The sequence below is a fragment of the Caminicella sporogenes DSM 14501 genome, assembly GCF_900142285.1.
GTDB lineage: Bacteria > Bacillota > Clostridia > Peptostreptococcales > Caminicellaceae > Caminicella > Caminicella sporogenes.
In genome coordinates this window covers 32,024-55,349 of record NZ_FRAJ01000009.1, presented here as the reverse complement: position 1 = coordinate 55,349, position 23,326 = coordinate 32,024, and the positions used below count along the sequence as shown (strand labels likewise).

15 protein-coding genes are annotated in these 23,326 nt (G+C 30.7%); 1 reads left to right on the top strand and 14 read right to left on the bottom strand.

The genetic code is table 11. From position 1 onward, the window contains the following. Nucleotides 1-168: 168 nt before the first annotated feature. The 8 genes from BUA90_RS06260 to BUA90_RS06225 form a co-directional block, all read right to left on the bottom strand. Nucleotides 169-603, bottom strand: coding sequence for a flavodoxin (locus tag BUA90_RS06260; RefSeq protein WP_072966716.1), 435 nt, complete (start codon nucleotides 601-603; stop codon nucleotides 169-171). 83 nt (nucleotides 604-686) lie between these two features. Further along, complete coding sequence (locus tag BUA90_RS06255) at nucleotides 687-1,283, bottom strand: DUF3793 family protein (RefSeq protein WP_072966714.1); 597 nt, start codon at nucleotides 1,281-1,283, stop codon at nucleotides 687-689. A gap of 164 nt (nucleotides 1,284-1,447) precedes the next feature. Next, the gene (fsa, locus tag BUA90_RS06250; RefSeq protein WP_072966712.1) at nucleotides 1,448-2,092 is read right to left on the bottom strand and encodes a fructose-6-phosphate aldolase; all 645 of its coding nucleotides are present in this window, start codon (nucleotides 2,090-2,092) and stop codon (nucleotides 1,448-1,450) included. A gap of 118 nt (nucleotides 2,093-2,210) precedes the next feature. Continuing rightward, nucleotides 2,211-3,029: a 3-keto-5-aminohexanoate cleavage enzyme gene (gene kce, locus BUA90_RS06245; protein ID WP_072966710.1), complete on the bottom strand. Its 819-nt coding sequence runs from the start codon at nucleotides 3,027-3,029 to the stop codon at nucleotides 2,211-2,213. An 89-nt stretch (nucleotides 3,030-3,118) separates the two neighbouring features. Then, nucleotides 3,119-3,502, bottom strand: a complete 384-nt coding sequence (gene kal / locus BUA90_RS06240; protein ID WP_072966708.1) for a 3-aminobutyryl-CoA ammonia lyase — start codon at nucleotides 3,500-3,502, stop codon at nucleotides 3,119-3,121. A gap of 120 nt (nucleotides 3,503-3,622) precedes the next feature. Then, nucleotides 3,623-4,081 (bottom strand): hypothetical protein, encoded by a 459-nt coding sequence (locus BUA90_RS06235; RefSeq protein ID WP_072966706.1) that lies wholly within the window; start codon nucleotides 4,079-4,081, stop codon nucleotides 3,623-3,625. 84 nt (nucleotides 4,082-4,165) lie between these two features. After that, a complete protein-coding gene (locus BUA90_RS06230) occupies nucleotides 4,166-10,402 on the bottom strand; it encodes an IPT/TIG domain-containing protein (RefSeq protein WP_072966704.1) in 6,237 nt (2,078 codons plus the stop codon). Between the two features lie 14 nt (nucleotides 10,403-10,416). Beyond that, nucleotides 10,417-12,330: a hypothetical protein gene (locus BUA90_RS06225; RefSeq protein ID WP_072966702.1), complete on the bottom strand. Its 1,914-nt coding sequence runs from the start codon at nucleotides 12,328-12,330 to the stop codon at nucleotides 10,417-10,419. A 240-nt stretch (nucleotides 12,331-12,570) separates the two neighbouring features. Between BUA90_RS06225 and BUA90_RS06220 the strand changes: the two genes are divergently transcribed. Next, nucleotides 12,571-13,326: a stalk domain-containing protein gene (locus tag BUA90_RS06220; RefSeq protein ID WP_072966700.1), complete on the top strand. Its 756-nt coding sequence runs from the start codon at nucleotides 12,571-12,573 to the stop codon at nucleotides 13,324-13,326. 39 nt (nucleotides 13,327-13,365) lie between these two features. On the opposite strand, the gene BUA90_RS06215 is transcribed toward BUA90_RS06220, so the two are convergent. From BUA90_RS06215 to BUA90_RS06190, 6 genes are all read right to left on the bottom strand, one after another. Then, nucleotides 13,366-15,279 (bottom strand): S-layer homology domain-containing protein, encoded by a 1,914-nt coding sequence (locus BUA90_RS06215; RefSeq protein WP_072966698.1) that lies wholly within the window; start codon nucleotides 15,277-15,279, stop codon nucleotides 13,366-13,368. 154 nt (nucleotides 15,280-15,433) lie between these two features. Further along, nucleotides 15,434-16,189 (bottom strand): stalk domain-containing protein, encoded by a 756-nt coding sequence (locus tag BUA90_RS06210; RefSeq protein ID WP_072966696.1) that lies wholly within the window; start codon nucleotides 16,187-16,189, stop codon nucleotides 15,434-15,436. A gap of 22 nt (nucleotides 16,190-16,211) precedes the next feature. Continuing rightward, on the bottom strand, nucleotides 16,212-17,774 hold the full coding sequence (locus tag BUA90_RS06205) for a stalk domain-containing protein (protein WP_072966694.1): 1,563 nt from the start codon (nucleotides 17,772-17,774) through the stop codon (nucleotides 16,212-16,214). A 93-nt stretch (nucleotides 17,775-17,867) separates the two neighbouring features. Beyond that, a complete protein-coding gene (locus BUA90_RS06200; protein WP_072966692.1) occupies nucleotides 17,868-20,135 on the bottom strand; it encodes a copper amine oxidase N-terminal domain-containing protein in 2,268 nt (755 codons plus the stop codon). Between the two features lie 544 nt (nucleotides 20,136-20,679). Continuing rightward, nucleotides 20,680-21,525 carry a class I SAM-dependent methyltransferase gene (locus BUA90_RS06195; protein ID WP_072966690.1) on the bottom strand — a complete coding sequence of 282 codons (846 nt, stop codon included), beginning with the start codon at nucleotides 21,523-21,525 and terminating at the stop codon, nucleotides 20,680-20,682. 144 nt (nucleotides 21,526-21,669) lie between these two features. Continuing rightward, on the bottom strand, nucleotides 21,670-23,280 hold the full coding sequence (locus BUA90_RS06190; RefSeq protein ID WP_072966688.1) for a CTP synthase: 1,611 nt from the start codon (nucleotides 23,278-23,280) through the stop codon (nucleotides 21,670-21,672). Between the last annotated feature and the right edge of the window lie 46 nt (nucleotides 23,281-23,326).

The following is a 23,326-nucleotide window of genomic DNA, read 5'->3' as shown; positions in this document are numbered from 1 at the left end:
TTGCATACCTAGTATTTTTTTAAGATTTTTTAATCCATTTACAATAAAATCTCTATTCCCAATATCTTAATAATAGCTCCATTTCTTCCATTAAAAACAATATATATAATTTCTATATTTTCTTTTATTCCTTATTTATTTTGATAAATAAAACTCTTTTTAAATCATTTATTCTTTAGCTAACTGTTCTCCTAACGCTTTGCAATTATTTATTCCTTCTTCATCAGGAGTTAATCGAATAATCAAGCCTTCTTCATCAACTAAATTAGCTCCATATTCTTTCATTCTTGCTACCCAGTTTCTCATCCACTCGCCATCTCCCCAATCATAAGAACCAAACAATGCAACTTTCTTACCTGAAAAATCAACATCGCTTAGAGATTCAATAAACGGTTCCATGAACTCTTCTTCTAAAACTTCTGCACCCATAGAAGGACACCCAAAAGCAAGAATTTCTGAATTAATAACCATATCTTTATTTGCATTTTCTACTCTAACTACTTCGACATCTATTCCACTAGATTTTACTCCTTCAGCAATGGCATTTGCCATCATTTCAGTATTACCAGTACCACTCCAATAAATTATAGTTGCCTTTTTCATTAATATTCCCTCCATTTATATATACTTTGCTGTAATTATTACAGCTTAATTAACTTATCAAATCAATCATACATCTACTCACATTACATAGATAGTAAAATTTCTTCAACTTTATTAAATCTAAGTAACCTTTTTATTTCTTTTTTAGCTTCTAAAAATTCATTAAATTTTATATCAGATATTTTAGGATCTCCATAAACCCTCCAACCATTAATTTTAGTAAGTCTTAACGATGGATGACCAATAAATCCAATAATATCTTTTAAAGGATATCCTAAAAACACACCTATTTCATGAGGAATTACACCTTCTTTCATCTTATCAACAATGAATTGTATATATAACTCTAAATCATATTCTTCTGGATAACCTATGCTTTTTAGAAATTTCATATTTCTATATTCCTTTAAGTTTTTATCTAAAACTTTTGGATTATAAAATAATATTTTTATACTCTCATTTTTAAATTCAAATAATTTATATTTAATTCTCTTGCATTTTCCTATATACTTTTTTATATTTTCAATTTTATCTAATAAATTTTTGTCATTTTTTCTAAAACTAAGCAATTCTGAAGGTTTTGAACCCATAAGTACTGGACCTAGTATTCCAACAATTCGTCCAATAAAGTCATCATTTTTTTTGTAGGACAAAATACAGGTTTCAGTACATTTATTCATTGTGAAATTCACCTCTTAATCTATAATTGAGATTGATAATTATTATCATTTATTTAATAAAAGTATATCATCTCTTTTAGTTTTTGTAAATAGTTTTCAATTAAAAAAAAGAAAAAAAATCTGAGGCTAAGCCTCAGATTTCTTATTTTTTCTTATTTTATTTCTTATTTTACTTTTTCCCAATCTTTATTAAACTTTTCTATACCCTTATCTGTAAGCGGATGTGTAAGCATACTCTTAAGCACCTTATATGGCAGTGTTGCTATATGAGCTCCTGCTAGAGCTGCTTGTGTAACATGCATAGGATGTCTTATACTTGCCGCTATAATTTCTGTATCTATTCCATGAATAGCAAATATATCAGCTACTTCTCTAATCAAATTCATACCTTCATTACCTATATCATCCATTCTTCCTATAAATGGACTTACAAATGAAGCACCTGCTTTAGCTGCTAAAAGAGCTTGATTTGCTGAAAATATCAAAGTACAATTTGTTTTTATTCCCTTTTCATTTAATCCTTTTATTGCTTTTAATCCTTCACTAGTCATAGGAATTTTTATAACTACATTTTTATGAAGTTTAGCTAACTTTTCTCCATCTTTTATCATATCTTCAGCTCTTTCAGCTACAACTTCTGCACTTATAGGACCATCAACTATATCTGTAATTTCTTTAATAACCTCTTCAAAATCTTTTCTTCCTTCTTTGGCAATAAGTGAAGGGTTTGTTGTAACTCCACTTAAAACTCCCCATTCACTTATTTCTCGAATTTCTTCTATATTAGCAGTATCAATAAATAACTTCACTATCTACACCTACCTTTAACATTAACTGTATATTTTAGTCTTTCCACTACTCAATCTAATTATAACAGATATACTTTACCATATCAAAATGTCAAATGTCATATTTTTATATATTTAACTATCTTTTCTTTATATTTAATATCTTTCTTGCTTCATCAGGTGTAGCTACTTCTCTGCCTAATTCTTTAGCTATTCTTACTATCCTCTCCACAAGTTGTGCATTAGACTCAGCTAATACTCCTTTTGAATAATATATATTATCTTCAAATCCAACTCTTACATGTCCTCCTAAAATTATTGCCATAACAGCTAGAGGCAATTCTGCCCTTCCTATACCTGCCACAGTCCAAGTACAGCCTTCAGGAATACTTCTAACCATATACATCAAATCTTCAGGTGTTCCGGGACAAGCTCCGGGTACACCAAGTACAAAATCAAAATGCAGCGGCATATCTATAAGACCTTTTTTAACTAATCTAATGGCATTTTGAATCATTCCTCTTTCAAAAACTTCTATTTCAGGCTTCACACCTAATTCTTTCATTCTAGATGCAAATTTTTCTATATATTCTTCTGAATTCATAAATACATCTGGTCCAAAATTGCAAGTTCCACAACTTAAAGTAGCCATTTCAGGTCTTAATTCAACAGGCTCTAATCTTTCTTCTGCAGTATGCCAAACAGCACCTCCAGTTGAAGGCTGAACTATAATATTACACTTTGCCTCTATTTTTTCTTTTATTTCTTTATATACTTCATAAGACTGTGTTGGATTGCCATCCTTATCTCTAGCATGCACATGTACTATAGAAGCCCCTGCCTTATAACATTCATAAGCAGCCTCAGCAATTTCATCGGGTGTAACGGGAAGATTTGGCTGCTGTTTTTTAGTAACCTCAGCACCAGTAAGAGCAGCAGTAATTATGAGCTTATCCATAAACTTTCCTCCTAACCTTTTGTTCACTCTAATTTCTAATTTTTTTTGTTTTAAAATTCAGCATAATACCTAAAGCACATAACTTGTAACTATTTCCTCTGTTTATCTTTTGGTACTACACATGTTCCTACTGCTCTACAAACTACTATAGGCTCATCTAGCACATCACATGCTGACTCGTTTATATCTGGTCTTGGAACTATTACTTTCCTAGCTTCAAATTTCATCTTCCTTGAAGTATTTCCTACTTTAATTATCTCACCTACTGCTTCAATATAATCTCCTGCATAAACAGGTGCAGTAAATTCAACACTTTCATAACCTGCAAACAGACCTTCATCACCATCATGTCTTATAAGCAGTTCTGTAGCAACATCTCCAAATAGTTGAAGCATCTTTGCTCCATCAACTAAGTTGCCACCATAGTGAGCATCATGCATACTCATCCTCACTCTAATCATTGCTTTTTCCATTTCTCATACCCCCAATTAATTTTATAATATATAAAAATTTTCTATTTTTTATATATTCTATAAAAGAAAAAAAAATCCTCTATTAACTATGAGGATTGACTTTGAATTTTATATTCTTTTTTAAGTTGCTTTTCTCTTTACTGCAAGTTCTATAACACTAATTTCTCCCTTTAATTCTCTCATTATTTCTTCATGCTGTTTTTTATTTGTTTCTGATAAAACCTCAAATGCTTCTAAAGCCTCTGTTGCCTTATCTCTTATTTCCTCAATTGCAATTTCCAGTCTAATCAATCTACCATTAGTATCTTTCTTATATTCTGTCATTTCTTCTTTGAAGTCTACCATTTCTTCCTTAAACTCTGTCATGTCTCCTTTGAAACCTATCATTTCTTCCTTAAATTCTGTCATCTCTTCTTTGAAGCCTACCATTTCTTCTTTAAACTCTGTCATCTCTTCTTTGAAACCTATCATTTCTTCTTTAAATTCTGTCATTTCTTCCTTAAATTCCATCATCTCTTCTTTAAACTTAATAAATTCTACATACAGCTTTTCAAGCAGTTCAAATGTTTTATCATCCACAATATCCCCCCCTTTCCGCTATTATATCACTTTAAGACACTCCCCTCAATAAAAAACAAAAAGCAGACAGAAATATTCTGTCCACTATTTTCTACTTCCTATTATTGTAAACTTACCCAAACTATCTGCTAAACCAGTTACCGACATATCGCCGTCACTTGCCATAGCTATCGGTATCCATTTATCTTCATAAGAATCATATAGACTCAAAGAAACAGCCTTCATCTTTCTCATTCTAGCCTTCGCTATATCCACATCTAATGTAACCTCTACTGGTGCAATCAAATACGAAATCTCAAACATTTCACTTCCAATAAATATATCAGCACTTAATTCATAAACAGAAGATAAACTCTTACTATTTCCTATCATGTTTATATTTTCAGAAGGCTTAATAGTAAACCTTACTCCGCTATCTTCATCTCTTTTATTATCATCTATTTTACTGCTGTAAAAAGACTTTGGATTAAATTTAACACGAAAATCTTCTCCATTTACTATTATATCCTTTGCATCAGTACTAGCTACAACCTCTGCCGGCATACTGATAACTACTTCTTTACTGCCAACTAAATTTCCCTTTGTCAAATCTATAACTATATCTTCATCATCATAATCACTAGTTCCTATAATTACTTGTGCTATATTCCCTATTTTTTCAAATTTACTGTTTTCAACAAGTCCTTCATCATCATCTTCCGGACCAACTCTCCTGCCCGTTTTAACCTCATTACTTTCTTCAGAATATTTAGAAGAACCATATTCCCCTATAGCTTTTACTACAAACTTATAGCGTGTATGCGGCTCTAATTCTTCATATAAAAATGATGTAAGTTTAGTACTTCCTATAAATTCATATTCCCTATCATTTTTAACTACATATATTTCATATTCATTGACATCAGCAACTTCATTCCAATGTATTTTTATATATCTATCATATACTAACTCTGCACTAACTCCACTAGGTGAAGCAACTTCAGGGAGTCCATATATAATATCTTCATATACCTGAGTAGCTCCTCCATCTGGATTTATAACAATAACACCCTTTGTATTCAATTTCCCTTCAGGAGTAACTACTGTTAGAGTTTCACCATCTATAAATTCTATTTCTGTAGCATAATTTCCACTTACTAATCTATAAGCCAGTCCATTTATATAAATAGTATCTCCTGAAGCATTTTCATCACTTTCAATTTTTTCTATTTCAGGAGCAAACACTACTTTAGCTCCTTCTATAAAACCAGAACCTTTTATTTTTACCTTTTGTCCACCCTTTACAGATATACTTCTTATTCTAGCAGTTTCATAAGAATCATTTGGGTCTACTACTGCAATAACTTTTGGACTGCTTATATAAGTAAAACTTCCCGAAGGACTTGACAATGCTCCATCTGGATTTTCTACCTTTACATCTACCGTTCCTGCTGTATTTGGAGGCGTTTTATAAACTTTAATAGTTTTATAATCAATCACTTCAAAATCTTCATCAGGAACTTTAACCTCTCCAAAGAATACAGATAAATTTCTTCCTTCCATTTCTTTTATAAAATTCTTACCTTTTATAATAACTTCAGTTCCTCCACTAGCAGGTCCAACATTAGGAGTTACTTCTTCTATAGATGGAGAAGTCTCCACTTTAATAAACCTTATATATATAGGCGGCTGTGCTTCATCAGAAGACGCTACACCACCATCTTCATTTACTACTACGACTCTATACAATATCTGCGTATTATCCTCTGAAACTGCAGGCATCGTAAATGTCATCTTACCCGGAAGACTATAATCTATATTACTTGGCTCTAATGTAAGTATATCTCCTATTTTAATAATTGCATTTTCTCTAAAATCATCTCCTATAATACTAATAATATTACCACCTTTATATGTTACCTCTATAACCCTCTTTATAATTCCATTATCTTCTATTTGAATAGGCGGTCTGCCATCTTTAGTTATATCAGTTATTCTAGGTTTGCTATCCGGGTTTTTATATGTAAACTCTCCTTTAGCCTCTCCACCATCAGGATTAATAACAGTCAGTGAAACAGTTCCTATAGTATAATAACTTGGACTAATAGCTATAATCTTCCCAGAACTTTCATAGATAACTTCAGGAGCATAACCTCTTTCCACAAAAAGCCTTCTATCATCTACATAAACTCTTATAAGCTCATATCCAGCATATATATTCCCGCTTTTATCCTTTAACATACTTACCGGTATATATACTTCAGAACCCTCATAACCATGTATGCCTTCGGGAATTTCATAAATACTATCCCCAGATTCTATCCTGACATTCAATATCTTATCATTTGCATTGTACTCTACAGTAAGTCCACCATCGAACTTTACCGTAGTTCTGCCGTTATTTATAAGACCTGAATTTTCTTCATCTCTAGGAATATCTTTATTTGTTATATCTCCAAATCTAACCTTTGTCATAAATTTTGTATTTAGATGAATATTATTACTTTCATCATATCCATATATATTCATACTGCTTTCTTTAAAATTTTCACCAGATATTTCTATTTTATCTTTCCCTTGCTTTCTTCCTTCATTTGGAACTATCTCTTTTATAATTGGATTAGAAGCTTCATAAGTAAACTTAACTTTATTAGATACTCCAGAATCATTGTTTACTATATAGAGGTCTACTTCTCCAGCTTCATTTGGAGGAGTTATAACTTTTATATATCCCACACCAAATTCAACTATTTTAGCTTCTTTTCCTCCAAAGAAAACTTTAGGAAGTATAGGTGATGAATAATATTTATCAAATATCTTATGATCTATATCTTTAGGTTCTCTTAAATCTACATTATCTCTAACTGGATTTTTTAAAAGGTCATCCCAATCATTACTTATACCATTTTCATCTTCAAAAGTCTTATTTAAATTTTGAAACTTTTCATCTGAATTTCTTTCTTGGTCTCTATTGTCATCATCATAAGGTTCAAAATATCTAAAATCAGTACCAGATATTTCTACTATATCTCCACCAGCTGCACTCCCATTCTTAGGAAAAACTTCTGATATTTGCGGATTACTTATGGGTACTACATATGTAAAACCATCTTCTTTACTTGCACTTCCACCATCAGGATTTACTACAACTACCGGTACAGTTAATCTATCCGTATCGTATTCCTTTCTCAAATCTCCGGGATAAGGTGGGACTACTACCGAAATCTCTTTACCATCTATACTTACCCAAATATCTTCTTCAGATATTTCTATACCATTTATTATTACTTTAGTTTTATTCGTTCCATCATCTACAAACTCATTTCCCTTTATAGTTATACTATATCCACCTTCTGTAGAACCTTGAGATGGCTCTATTTCTGTTATCTCGGGATTAGATTGAGGCTGTCTATAATAATAAAATCCTTCTTCATCTATTTTTGAATCCTTTTTTGTATCGTGATTTACTACCGTAACATCATAATAACCATCAACATTGAGAATAGGAACTTTAAAATATATTTTATTTTTACTGAATACTTTTACATTATCTCCAACAATTTCTCCATCTTGTATTAAGAATGGAGTCATAATCAAAAGTTCTTTAGTTCCTATAGTTATCTTATCAGAATATACACTGACATCTAATAAGCCTACACCTTCTCTTTCTGCTTTTAAACTGCCGCCATCATTTATTATTTTATAGTTTTCATTAACTCCATCACTTATTACTACATTACCATCTGCATCCACATCTACAATATAAAACTTTTTATTTTCTTCATCTTTTAAAACTATACTGTGATAATAATCTTCAGCCTCTACACTACCATCTAAAGTAAGTTTTATAAGCTCTTTTCCTGAAGGTGCCGAGTACTTAGTAAGCTCTATTTTTCTAGTCTCAGGATCTCTATTGTACTCATTTATATCTTTACCCTCTAAAAGTATTCTGGTGCCTATAAGTTTAAATATTTCATCTTCGCTTGCAGTAGGATCCGGTTTTAGAAAATTATCTCCTTCTACAACTACTAAAGTACCCGTATTACCTTTTTTCGGTGAAAAATCTATTATCTTTGGATTTGTATAAGTTGTAACATAAGTAAAAGGATATGTATCCATACCGCCTTCTACATTCATAACTATAAGTTGTGTTTCTCCTTCTCTACCGGGAGGTGCAGTAAAAGTTATCTCTTTACCATCTTCTGACCTCTTTATATTTTCTACTTCCATACCATCTATAAATACTTTTACTCCATCCTGAAAGTTGCTACCCTCTATACAAACTTCTTCTCCACCATCTACTGTAACTACATTAGGCGTAACTTCACTTATAACAGGTATTTTATTTTCCGCTGGCAAAACAAACATTATAGCATCAGCTAGCTGGTCATAAATACCCGGATTTAAAGAATTTCTCACAGGATTTGTAACTCTAACATAAGTCTTACCTAAATTTGTAATTAATTTATTAGCAGGTATTTTAACAAGTATTTTACTGCCCATTTCTAATCCTTCTGTTCCATCTAACTCTTGTCCCTGCTCATTAAAAACTTTTAACTCTATAGTACTGTCTTCATTTGGGTTAAGATGAATTTCAGGACCTAAATCTATTATTGGATACCTTGTAATTTCTGTATTGTCATCTCCGTATACAAACTTATGGACAGTAAAATTTTCTCCATATATACCTATAGTAATCTCCTTTGGACTGTATTTGTCTCCACTTTTTTCAACATGAATTTTATTTGGAACTACTTCTTTTATCTTTGGAGTAATTTTGCTTGGCACATAAGTATATCCATCTTTCATCTCTGCCCTATCTTTTAAAACAATACTTTTACCATCAGAAGTTTTAAATGTAGTTGTTATTTCAATAACTACATCCTTAACTGGATTTTCTTCTGCATCATTTATCTGCGGTGTGAAAATCTGTATCGTATCTAAAGTATCTGTAAAACTATAATCGTACTTTTCTCCTGAACTATCAGCTGCAAAAGTAGCTCTACCTCCTATTATAACAGATATGGTCCTCTCAACGCTTTCAACATCAAAATCTCTATATTTTCCTATGACATTACCTTGTATATCGTCATCATCATATGAAATTTTTAAAGTTTCTTTATCAGCATCTCCTATAGGACTTTCTACTCTTGCAGTAAACTTACTTTCATCATTTGGCTTAAATTCTGGTATTTTTAAAGTTCCTAAAAATTCTCCGGTTATCGTAGTCTTTTGTCCAGTATCCGGTCCACTATTAGGCTGCACACCTAATATAGAAGGTTTTGTACTTCCATCTATTACATAAAATTTTTCTGGTGGTGATGAAGGGTCGCTGTTGTCAACTCTTACAACATAAGTTTGATTTATTTCTTCCATAGGGTCTCCATTATCTGATATTGCATTAGTAAGTACTATATAATACTCCCCTATTTCAATGTCTGGAACTTCTACAGTAAGAACATCTTCATCTTCATTTGCACCGGAATCTTGCTTGAAAGTCTTATTTTTTCCCATGTTTTCTCTTGTATATGGTTCTGTACCATCTATTTTTTTAAGAAAAAATACATCATAATTATCTAAAGTTTTAGCAGTAAAATATACCTTGTCTCCCTTTTCTCCTCTATTTGGGAATATATTTAAATCACTTAAATTAGATAATTCATCTACAAATCTAAACTGGTCTTCATAAGTATATCTTACTTCTACAGAAACATCTGTATCTGCATACTCCGGAAAATCTTTCTTTACAGTTGTCTTCTTTTCAAATACTATATTTTGAAGACCTAATTCACCTGTAGGCTTAGGTATAGTAACCTGTGAAGAATCATTAAAATATGATGGGGCAAAATAAGTTTGAGAACTTCCTTTACCATATCTTGCATTTATCTCATCATTATCTTTGATTTTATCTAAATTAGCTCCACTAATTACAAGGTCATCTTTTCCTCTCTCAACAGTTCTTGTAATTCCAGAAAGAGTAGGCATTTCACCTTCATTAATCTCTATAGAAACATTGCCAATTAAAATTGTCTTTCCTATTTGATTTTCATTTAATCCAAATTGAAGCAAATATTCTTCATTAATTTGCCTGTCAGTCAAAGGTATATATGCTCCTACATCTGTATTTATAAATATCTGTGCGTCTTTTAAATTTACTCCTCGAATACTAAGTATCATACTTTTTGGATTTCTATTTCTATCATAAACTTTATATATTTCAACTTTATCAACTTTAAAATTTTGTGAGTCAAATCCATAAGCTAAAATATCACTTAAAGGCAGTCCTGTAAAAATCATTATCAGCGAAACTACTACTGCCAAAATTCTTTTAAATATATTCATTTTAACTCACCACCTTAACCTTCTACTACTACAAATATACCTTTAGAAATGCTTTTTACATTTACTCTTTTTTCCACCAAATCTACAGAAAACTCTTCTTCATAAAAATTTCTGGTTGCTTCATCATATCTTAAAACTTTCAAATGTTTTCCACTGCTGTTTTTAAAAGGTATTCTCAAAAATACGCTGTCTATTTTATAATTTTCACCAGATACCTTTATAAAATCAGACTTTATTACTTTTCCAAACAATTTATATTTTAGTGATTTTTCAAGAGTAGGGTTTATCCTTCCAAGTTCTATAATTATATCATCTCTAGTTTTATTATCATCTAATCTAACTTTATAAAGACTTATATCAGCCCAAGTAGATTTTGTTTCTAAAATATCAAGTACATCTCCCTTATCTGCAGTATATTTTATTTTTCTTAAGAATACTTCCTCACCCATCAATTCATCTAAATCTAACTTTAAATAATTGTCATCAGCATAACTTGAGCTAAGCATCAGTGTGTCTTCACTTACATCTATACTTGCTCTTACTTCTCCTTCTCTTTCTTCTTTTTTAATTTTATAATCTTCATTAGGTACATATTCTCCTGATTCTACTACACTAAGTACTGCTAAAATTTTAGTAGTATGATTAAAATCATTTTTTACTTCTATATTGTATATACCGGGTCTTAATCTGTCAGAACCATCTGGAAGATAAACTTCTAAATATTTTTTAACAACTTCTACTCCATTTTCAAGTACAGTCTTTTCTATTACATTTACTCTTTCTGCCCTTTCTTCACCTATATACACGCTTTTATTATCTTCAATACCATCTTCGTAGAAAAAATCACCTTGTATGTATATAGGCTCATCTTCATCATAATCTTCTGAAACGGTAGCTGTCACAACATCTGCAACAACAGGCTCTGTTGAAGTCATAAAAGACCACGTTATAGAAAGATTTCCATATTTATCTCCCGGAAAATAGAAAACACCGGATGGTATACTTACAATATACTTAGTTCCTGACAAAAGTTGTTTTACTGGTATATAAAGCGTTGCTGTTTTATCAGCAGTATTTTTTACAAATAAAAAGTTATCTATTTTTTCCTGCTTATAAACAGCATCTTGTACACTTTCTATTTTACTTATAAAACTAGAATCTAAAAAATTTGAATCTGTTCCTTCAGGCTTAACTTGTATATTTTTAACAGAAGCTATATTACTAAGCTCTAAATTTCCATTTTCATCGTATAAAGTAATTTTTATAAAGAAATAATCAGATACAAAATCATCTGTCTTATCATGCTTAAGCCTCTTTTCATCACACCATGAAGCATTATTTTCAGGATAAGTTTGTTTTATCTTATACTCTGCTGTATCGCTTATAAATAATTCTACTTTTATATCTTTTGGACTTTCTCCACTTTTAGTCTGAAATGTACTGCCATCAATATTTAAAGAATAATTTTCTCCATACCTCAATGCTTCTTTAGGATATATGTATATTTTAGTCTTTTTAATATCATCTTCATAATAATAATCAAATACTATTTTAGATATACCTATGCTGCCTATATTTTCATTTGCAAAACTTATATTTTTAAAATCATCTCCATAAACTTCTTGATAAGTTGTAGAAAGCATTAGTTCCGAATCAGAATATAAAACTATTGGAGTTGATGGACCCGGAGATAAAATATTTTCAAATGTAAAAATAATTTTTTCTTCTTCATCACTATATACTTTTCCTTCAACTGTATTTTCTCTATAAACTATTTCAGCCTTTTTCGTCCACTCAGGTTCCTTACTATCACCCTCTAATTGATCATCTAAAGCATATACATTCAAAGGCTGAATAATTAAATTTGATATTAACATCACAACTATTAAAAAAAATAATCTCTTTCCCATATATCTATATGCACTCATAAAATATCTCCCTTCAAAGTTTTTTCCACTCAATTCCTCACTCTTTATATCGGCAAAATATTATGTAAAATTTATATAACTTCCCACATGTATTATTTTACCAAATATTTAGTAAAATTGTTATTTCAATTTCATTAAATTAATGATTTTGTATAATTTTTCCGATATAATAATAGATAATCAGATATGTCAAATTAACTAATAACTATAAATTTTTTACTTATAGGGGGTAAATTAAGTATGAAAAAAAAGATTTTAATTCTTTCGCTAATTTTTATCTTTATACTAGGCTTTACCATTTCAATTGGAAGCACTTACAGCCAAAATATAACTGCATGGTTTTATGATATTAAAATTTATATGGATGGTAAACAGTGGACATTTACAAATGCACCTTTTATTTATAATGGTAATGCATATATATCTTTAAACGATTTAGCTAGAAATATGGGGCTAAGTATTCAATGGGACAGTCAGAGCAACACTTATTCTTTAGCTTCTATTGATGGAAACTTATCTCTTAGTGCACTTAAATACAAATTGGATAGACAAAATTTAGAGATAAATAATTTAAGATTTCAACTTGCACAAAAAGAAGCTGAACTTGCAATGCTCAAAAGCTCAACTTCAAGCAGAAAGACATATAGAAATGATGATGATTTGCTTGATGACTTAGAAGATTTATTAGAAGATAAATATGACAGATATGATGACGATGAAGATTTATATTTTAAGGATTATAGACTATATCAAGATTCTAATGACGATATTATTGTAAAAATGTACGGCAGATTTGATAGAAACTCTGATGATTGGAAAGATAGAGATAAAAGCGATTTTAGAGAATTTATCGAAGATATATGCCGTGAAATTGATAGAAAATTTAATGAAGATATAGAAGTTATTGTATACGATAGAGATGATGATAGAATTGCCAGATATATATGGGATGATAGTGATAATGAATTAGAAAAAAAATATGAATATTACCGTTAAAAGAGTATCCCCCACCTATTAAATAGGTAGGGGATTTTATTATTCTAACTCAATTATCTTATCTGCTACAAATATGTCTTCATCAAAATATCCGCTGACAAATATTTGAACATCTCTTTTAAGATGACCTAATCTTATTGAATCTCCATCAGAAGATATTATCTTCGTCTTGTCTGATACTATAACAGAAACTCTCTTATATCTATCTTCTACTTTATCATAATATTTAACTGTCAATCTATCATAATCTTTATAAATTTTAACTATTCTACCTGTTATATTTGTATCACTCTTAGATTTTTCAGCTCTAATTTCAACAATTCTTCCATTTTCTATATCAAGTTTTACATAATAATTTATATCTAAATCATTTAACTCTGCATCCTCATCATCAATCTCTACATCTACATCTCGTGCTACTTCATAAGTTGCTTCCTCGTCATCATCAGTTACTATCGTAATCTTAGATGGAGTTCCAATTACTATCTGTTTTATTCTACCTTCATCTTTATCTTTTTCACTTCTACTACTAGCTATTATCTCAACTATTTTATTGTACTGCACAGTTATTGTTGCTATATCTCCCTTTGATAAATCATCTAAATCAGCTTTTCTGCGGTCTCTTCTTATATAAGCTTTATCATCTATTTCAAATTCTAATACTTTATTATTATTCAATCTTATTTTAAGCTCTGGTTTATCTTTAAATATTACATCTGACTCAAGAATACCATCATATACCTGTTCTTCAGACTTCAATTGTATCTCAAGTGCTTTATCTCCAATATGCTTGATTACAGCATAATCTCCTTCTTCTATTCTTCCTATAGAAACCTTGTCATCACCATAATATATAACTGTTTCATCATCTACTTTAAAATCTTTCTTTATAAGAAGATTGTCAGCATTTCTAGTCTTTAGAAGGTAGTAATCATCAAAATCAACTATTTTCTCTATTTTAGCTTCAAAATATACTTTAGAATTAGTTACATTAACTTCTTTAAGTTTTCCTTTATCAAATACAAGTTCAACTTCTTCTTCTTTTTTCAAATCATCAATACGAACTTTTCTACCTTTCTTTCTTATAGAAACACCTTTTAAATTATAAACTTTTGTATTTCCTTCTAAATCTTTTATTACTATCATATCTGTATCTTCAGCTATATAATCTATAACTCCATAAATTTTATTATCTGACTCATTTGATTCATTATTCTTATTATCATTAATAAGAGTATCTCCATTTGAATCTTTTATCTCATCTTCCTTATTCAAAACTTCTTCATGTGAAATAAGATAATCATATACTTTTGAGCACATAGTTGCCATTACAGCACGATTTACTATACTGTTAGGATTAAATTTATTTGAAGAATCTCCTTTGATTATTCCTTTCTTTGTGAGAAAATCTACATATGGAATAGCTTTTCCAATTATCATTTCTGAATCTATAAAAGGTAAAGTATATATATTGCTGGAATTACCATCTACGCCTATAGCCCTTCCTAAAAATACTGCTATATCAACTTTACGAGCATACTTTGCTATTTTACCATTCATAAAGCTTCTAAGCTCATTAAAAGTTATTATATCATACTCTAAAGCATATGACACAGCTCTTTTAGACCAAGTTGGAATATTTAGATTTTTCAAAATTACATCATATTTAGTATCCAGTCCACTTTCACTCTTAAGCTTATCAGACGCTTTTAAAGTATTATATATCATCTGAACTGCTTCTATATATGTAACAGGACTTTCAGGTTTAAAAACCTTAACTCCCTTAACGCTATCATAATATCCTTTTATAATGCCTTTATCTGCCATCTTCTCAATAAAAGTTCTTGCCCAGTGATTACTGCTGACATCTGAAAACTTAACAGCAGCAAATCCACATACTGTACTGCTGAATATCATAAGAACTGTCAACAGAGCAATTAATCTCTTTTTCATATTTTATAAAATCCTCCTTTGTAAGATGTTTTTCCGTAGTATTTTTCACTTATTAAAATTCTATATATATCGAAAATATCCTCTATTATTTTCACTTTTGTAATAAAATAGTAATATTTAACTAGAAAAAATTAAGCATCTAAAATTAGATGCCTTAATTATTTTCATCTTCTAAATCTATATCATATCTGATAACTTTTTCTTTTTTAGATAAATTATTTTCTCTTACTTTTATAAATACAGATAATTTTTTAGTATCTTTATCTATTGGAGGCATTTTTATTTCGCCTTTAATTTCATCATCTTTTTTTATATCATTAAACCATATTCTATCATAAGGAAATAAAACATTAGTTAAGTCATCTTGGAAATATTCTTTGTCGTCTACTATCATCTTAGTAGCTATCTGATCAATTTGTATTGGAACATCTCCTTTATTTTCTACTTTTAGATATATTCTCAACATATCTTTATCAAAATGAAGACCTGTGATTGTTATATACGCTTCATCAAACTTTTGTGTTATAGGCAATTTATCATAATCATCATTTTTCTTAACATTATCTTCTACAGATTTATCAGAAGTTATTTCTTCCTTTTCCTCTTTTTTAACTGATTCTCTTTCATTATAGTTGATTTCAATAGTTCTGCTCTCTGCTATCCATTTGACCTTAGCTCCAATATTTTCAGCTATAAATCTAGCAGGTACATAAACTCTATCTTTATATATCAAAGAAGTCTGTCCATAAGGAAGTCTCTTTTTCATCCCATTGAATTTAAAAGTTAAATCTCCTGCAAGCCATACTCTTACTTGACTAAAGCCATCAGCAAATGCAACTCCTGCTATTGAAATCAAAATGCCGACAATCATTCCTATCATAAAATAACTATACTTTTTTGTCCTTTTCACAATATCCCTCCCCCAATACTATTTATTGTCCAGATGAAACCCAAGGCTTTTCGTAAACCATATTTAACAAATCATAATCCATTATAGTATTTTTTATATCATTTTTTATCATATCATAATTTAATCTTGCCTTATCTACAACTAACTCTATAGTATTGCCAACTTTAAAATTAAGCTCAGCTGTCTCTAAATCTTCTTTTGCCTTTTCAAGTTCTGCCACTTGCTCTCTATACTGCTTTTCTAATATTTTCATACTATTAAATAAATCTCTGAGACTTTGTTTTGTATTCTTTTTAACTTCTGCTACAGTCATTTTAGCAGTTTTTTCATCTAATTCAGCCGCAGCATAAGGCGGATTTCCCACATTAAATACATATACATCTACACTTAATCCTGCTAATTTTGCCTTTTGCTCTGCATACCATATATCAGGTATTTCCTCTATTATTCCTCCAATATGACTTTCAGGGTCATTATCATCATTTAATTTTACTTTTAATGAAGTATCTAAAACATATCTCTTTTCCGGTTCAAACCCTACAAGTTTATTTAACTTTTGATACTTCATATCTAAATTTTTTAATGCTTTTTCATAAGTTTCTTTAGCTTTTTCATATTCTTTTACAGCCTTAGTTTCTTCAGTCTTGCTTATAATCCCAAGCTTATATTTTAACTGCGACTGCTCCATTGATTTTTTATATAGGTTTAAAGCTTCTTTAGCTATATCTAAACTGTTTTGAGCTTTTATTACATCATAATATGCACTCTTTACCTGATAATTTATTTTATCTTTTAATGCTTTTAAATCTTTCTTAGCTTTTCTGTACTCTATCCTGCTGTTTTCTACTTTTAAGAATGTACCACTTGCCAAAGCTTCAGCAGGAGAACCAGCCGGGGTTTCCCCTATACTTGGAATATAATCAAGGTCGTCTTCTGCATCATCTTTAAGTATCTCATTTTTTTCTAAAGTAGCCTGAGCTATCTTGTATTCATTACTGCTTTCTAATGCTTTTTTATAAAGCATATCTAAATCATAATCATAATTTGATTTTGAATTTTCTTCAGCTTCTTTTTTTATTTCTCTATCTAAATAAAAAGTAACTTCTTTATCTGTATCGTCCCAATCTACTTCTACTCCTAATGCCTTTGCTATATAGCTTACCGGAACAAAAGTTCTGTCATCTTTTATTTCCGCTTCAGTATCCATAGTAATCTTTTCTGCGTCCGTAGAAAGTATATTGCTTCCTATAGTAAGCTGTATTATTTTATCGCCCTTAAATATCGTTACTGTTTTATCTTCTGGATTCCACACTATATCTTTTTCATCTATCCCTACTGCATCAGCAACATATCTCACCGGAAGCATAGTTCTTCCATCTTTTATATATGGAGCAGAATCTATACTCTTTTTTATATCTCCTATACTGTACTCTCTGCTATTTATTTTGAATACAGCTTTTACTCTATTATCTGATGTATCAAAATCAGTTTTAAAATATTCCTCTCCAAAACTGCTCAATGGAGCTGCAAAAAATAGTGCTGAAATAGATGCTAAACATACGGCTCTTTTGATTTTATGATTCATCTACTGTCCCTCCTGCCAGTATAAATATGAAAAGTAGAGCCCTTCTTTCATGAAAGGCTCTACTTTAATTCCTAAAATTTTCTTATAAGTCTATTACTTGATAGTTACTGTTCTAGTGCTTCCATCCCAAGAAATGTCTGCTCCAAGAGCTTGTGCGATAAATCTGATTGGAAGCATAGTTCTTCCGTCTTTAATTTCTGCAACTGTATCCATTACTACTTTAGTTCCGTTTACAGTAAGGATGTTGCTTCCTATAGTAAGCTGAGCAATTCTATCTCCTTTGAAGATAGTTACTGTTCTAGCTTCACCATTCCATACGATGTTTTCTGATGGTACTCCCATAGCTTCAGCAACGAATCTTACTGAAAGCATAGTTCTTCCATCTTTGATGTATGGAGCAACGTCAGCTGTTCTTATTTCATCTCCAACTTGGTATTCTTTTGAACCAATTTGGAATTTAACTTCTGCTCTAGCTCTAGTATCTCTATCAGCTGGAGTGATTACTGTTGCTACTACTGTTTCTGCTGCAGTATCTTCATCAAAGTAACCATTATCTAATTTTTTAGAATCGTCACTATAATTTTCTACAACAGCATCTCCTTGAATTTTAACTTTTATATCTCCTTCAGCAACTACACGATTTAAATCAACTTTGATATTTGATAGCTTAATAGTAGATGGCTTAGTACTTTCGCTATCCACAGGAATTGTTAAGATATTATCATCAACTTTTGCTCCTTCTACATCTAAGTCTAAGTTACCTTTAACAACTTCTATCTTTGGAACATCTGTCCAATAAACATCATCATCTAATACTATTTTTAAATCAGCTTTTTTAATTGCTTCTTTAACTGTTTCAGTAATAGTTATATCGCCTATTTCTTGTTCTTTAATACCTGTTCTTACTTCTGCTCCTTCAGCTTTTACTTTTACTGGAGCAACAGCTTTACCTAATACTACTTCATAATCATCTGGTAAACTTCTACCAGTAACTTTTGCAGTAATATCTCCAGAATGTCCTGCTTCAACAGATACATAGAATGTTAAATAAAGTTCGCCTTCCTCTGTTTTTGACTTATCTGGAGCTGTAAACTCTACATAGTTATCATCTTTTTGATTTTCCAAAAATTCTTTTGCATTACCCCTAGTCAAATCTCCATCTTCTACAGGAAATCCTTTTAATGTTCCAACATCTTCAGAATCATTTTCATATTTAACACCTAATATTTTTACCCATGATGGGAATTCTATTCTAGTTTTTCTTTCACCTAACCATGCATTTGCAACTTTTTCCTCAATCACTAAAGTTTGTAATTCAAATTTATCATCTTTATAATCAGAATCCCATTCTCCTGCTACTAACTCTTTAGGCTCTCCATCAGCTTTTACAGTTACATCATAGTCGCAGTATTTTGCTACAACTAAATCTGAATCTGATATTCCATCTCCACCACTTATAGATACTTCTACATCTCCAAAATCAGCATCTTTTTTAGCAGTAATTTGAAGATTTTTAATGTAAATTGTTCCTCTTGTGCTTCTACTATCCTTATCTTCTATATCTTTAATTTTAATTTTTAAAGTACGATCATCTTCTTTTTCTACATCTTCTGCATTTGCTTTATCTAATCCAGCAGTACAAACTATATCACTAGTTGACGGAGTAGTATACCATTCGAAATCTGAAGGTAATTTTAACTTAATATAATTTGTAGGACCATCAATTGCACCTGCACTTGTCTCATCAATTCTAATGTCATCAATTGTTACTGTATCTGTAAACTCTTCTACATCATCAATAGTTGCTATAGTATCTCCACCTGCTCCTATAGCAAATGTATAAGTACCACTTGAAACCAAACTATCTCTTTGCTCAACTGTAACCTTTGCTTCTCCTTCACCTTTCATTTCTACAAGCATAGGTATTTTAAACCAAATTGAACTATCATCTGTATTATCACCATATACTACAGCTTCTACAGTTTTCTTGCCTATTTTTTTCAAAAATACTGCATTATTAGCAGTATCAGTATTTCTGTTAGTATAGCTACCTCCACTTAATACATAATATCCTTCAGAATTTTTACTAAAATTACTCTCGAATTCATCTTCATTCCATTCTGCATTTTCAAGAGTCAATCTAAAAACTTGCTTATCATCATCAAGTTTTGTAGAGTCAAGACCATCAAATTCATTATCATTATCTTCCTCAATTCTTAATATTGGTGCCTCTGCTAACTTAAACTTATGATCGTCTGCAACTTTTGGCACTTTGTTTATTGAGTTTGAAGTTGCAGCAAACGCACTCATTGGTGCTAACACCATAGTAAGTGCCACCACTAGAGATAAAAATCTCTTCATTATAAAATTCCTCCTTTTTTTCTGTTTTTTCTTTTTTGAAAGGGCTAATTAAAATCGTCTATTCACTCACCCTCTCACAAAGTGAAAGACATAATTTCTATAGAAGTGAAGCTCTTTGATTAACTTCACATTCTAGACTAGATTATACCACTGACTGTATATATCAGTCAATCAGATAAAAACTAATGTAACATAACTGTAATATTGTGTCTATTGGCGGCCACCAAGACTTTTCATTTGACATAATTAATTATACTCTAAAAAGTTTTTAAATACCATTACAGTAATATTACATTTGTTTACATAGAGGTTACATAAGCTGTTAGCTTGTACATAGCAAATACAAAGCTATACAGCTATATAAAGTATAACCTGAATATGCTAGTATATATTCTATAAATTTTGTAAAATTCCTGCAAGAAAACAAAAAAAGTTACAAGTATTAAGGTCAATCCTTTTCAGTTCTAAGTTCTCAGCTCTCAGTTCTCAGCTTAAGGTCATTCTCTAGGGTTTTTCAATTCTTAATTTCAGTAATTCTAGCTGATTATTTTTCGCCTATAAATACTACCATTTTTACAAAGTATTCTTTCAGCAATGGCAGTTTTGATAGATATGATACTATGCTTCTTAAAGGGGCTTCGCTGTAGTATCTTTTTACAAATTTTGCCTTGCTTATTATTTTATTAAACCTCTTTATAGTCATTTTATTTATATATGAAAAGTATTCTCTGCCTTGTTTATCTCTGCTTATTCTAAAGTTTATTCTGCTCTGTCCGTCAGGTAAATCTTTTACTAAATCTTTATATACTTCTATCAGCGTCTTATCAGAAAAAAACAGGTGTACCCACGGTATACCTATTGCATCAGATAAATGTGCTCCATAAGGATGATTGTAAGGCGGAAAGTTGATGTATACTCTTCCTCCTTTTTTTAATGTCCTATAACATTCGTCTAATACTTTTTCCGGCATATCTACATGCTCCATAGCATCATTTAATATGATGGTATCGAAAAAATCATCTTCAAATGGCAGATTAGCTGCATCTCCTATTATAAATTCAAATTTATCTTTTAATCCCTTCTTTTCTGCAAGTTTTTCAGCTTCTTCTTTATAGCTCTTTACCGGATCAATTCCATATACTTTTTCTGCTCCCTGACTGGCATAGTACAGAGATTTCCCTGCCGCTCCACAGCCTACATCTAATACTGTTTTATCTTTAAACATCTCTTCTAATGATGTATATGGCAAATAAAATTTTATCGTTTCATATCCTTTTTCAAACTGCCACTCTGCATATGTCTTTTTTCCTTCATTTTGAAGGTTAAATGGGTGAACTGGAAGTGGAAAAAGCTTATTCATTTCTTTAAGTATTTTTTTTGATATAGTCATGTGGTATCCTCCTACTATAAATTCTCAGCTCTCGGCTACCGACTCTCAGCTTAGAGTCATTGCTTTAAAGGTAACAAATAACACAGGTGATAAGTAAAATAAAGGATATTAACACATGTTAATATCCTTTATTTTATCATATTTTTATTTGTTTGTTTTGAAGTTTAGTGCTGCTTTTATAAATTCTCTAAATAATGGATGTGCTTTTGTTGGTCTTGATTTAAATTCCGGATGGAATTGTCCTGCTACAAACCACGGATGGTCTTTAAGTTCTATTATTTCTACTAGTCTTTCATCTGGTGATATACCACTTATAACTAATCCAGCATTTGTAAGTATTTCTCTATAATGATTGTTAAATTCATATCTATGTCTGTGTCTTTCATATATCAAATCTTCTCCATAGGCTTCATGTGCCTTTGTTCCTTCGTATATTTTACATGGATATACTCCTAATCTCATAGTTCCACCCATATCTTCTATATCTTCTTGTTCAGGCATTAAATCTATAACAGGATTAGTTGTTTCCGGGTTTAGTTCTGAACTGTGAGCATCTTTTAATCCTATCACATTTCTGGCAAATTCTATTACTGCAAGCTGCATTCCAAGACATATGCCAAAGTATGGTATTTTATTCTCTCTTGCATATTTTACTGCTAGTATTTTACCTTCTATTCCTCTATCTCCAAATCCTCCGGGTACTAATATCCCATCAGCATCTTTAAGAAGCTTTTCTACATTTTCTTCTGTAACGTGTTCTGAATGTATCCAATCTATATTTACTTTAGCTTCATTAGCTATTCCTGCATGTTTTAACGACTCTGCTACTGACATATATGCATCTTTAAGTTCTACATATTTACCTACAAGAGCTATTTTTACTTCACTTTTTGGATTTCTCTCTATTTCTACAATCTTTTTCCATTCTTCAAGGTCTGGCTCACCGCACTCAAGATTTAATCTACTGCATACAATTTGCGGCAAACCTTCCTTTTCTAATAATAATGGAACTTCATAAAGCGAATCACAGTCCATATTTGAAACTACATTTTTAGGGTCAAGATTGCAGAAAAGTCCTATCTTATTTTTTATGTCATCACTAATAGGTCTTTCTGTTCTACAAACTATTACATCTGGCTGAATACCTATTTCTCTAAGCTGTTTTACGCTGTGCTGTGTTGGTTTAGTTTTTAATTCTCCTGCTTTTCCCAAATAAGGTATTAATGTTACATGGATATACATTACATTTTCTTTTCCTACATCATATTTAATCTGTCTTATTGCTTCAAGAAAAGGCAGACTTTCTATATCTCCTACTGTACCTCCTATTTCTGTTATAACTACGTCTGGATTAGTATCCTTCGCTACTCTAAATACTCTATCTTTTATTTCATTTGTTATATGCGGAATAACTTGAACTGTTCCTCCAAGATATTCTCCTTTTCTTTCTTTTCTAATTACTGACCAGTATATTTTTCCAGTGGTAACGTTGCTGTATTTGCTTAAATTAATGTCTATAAATCTTTCATAGTGTCCAAGGTCGAGGTCTGTTTCTGCTCCGTCTTCTGTAACAAATACTTCTCCATGCTGATATGGACTCATTGTACCCGGGTCTACATTTATATATGGGTCAAATTTTTGAATACTTACTTTAAGTCCTCTGGCTTTAAGAAGCTGTCCGAGAGATGCTGCTGTGATACCTTTTCCTAGTGATGATACTACTCCGCCTGTAATGAAGATGTATTTTGTTGACACGATATATATCCTCCTCTTTTTTATTCTTGTAACTTTTATTCAAAAA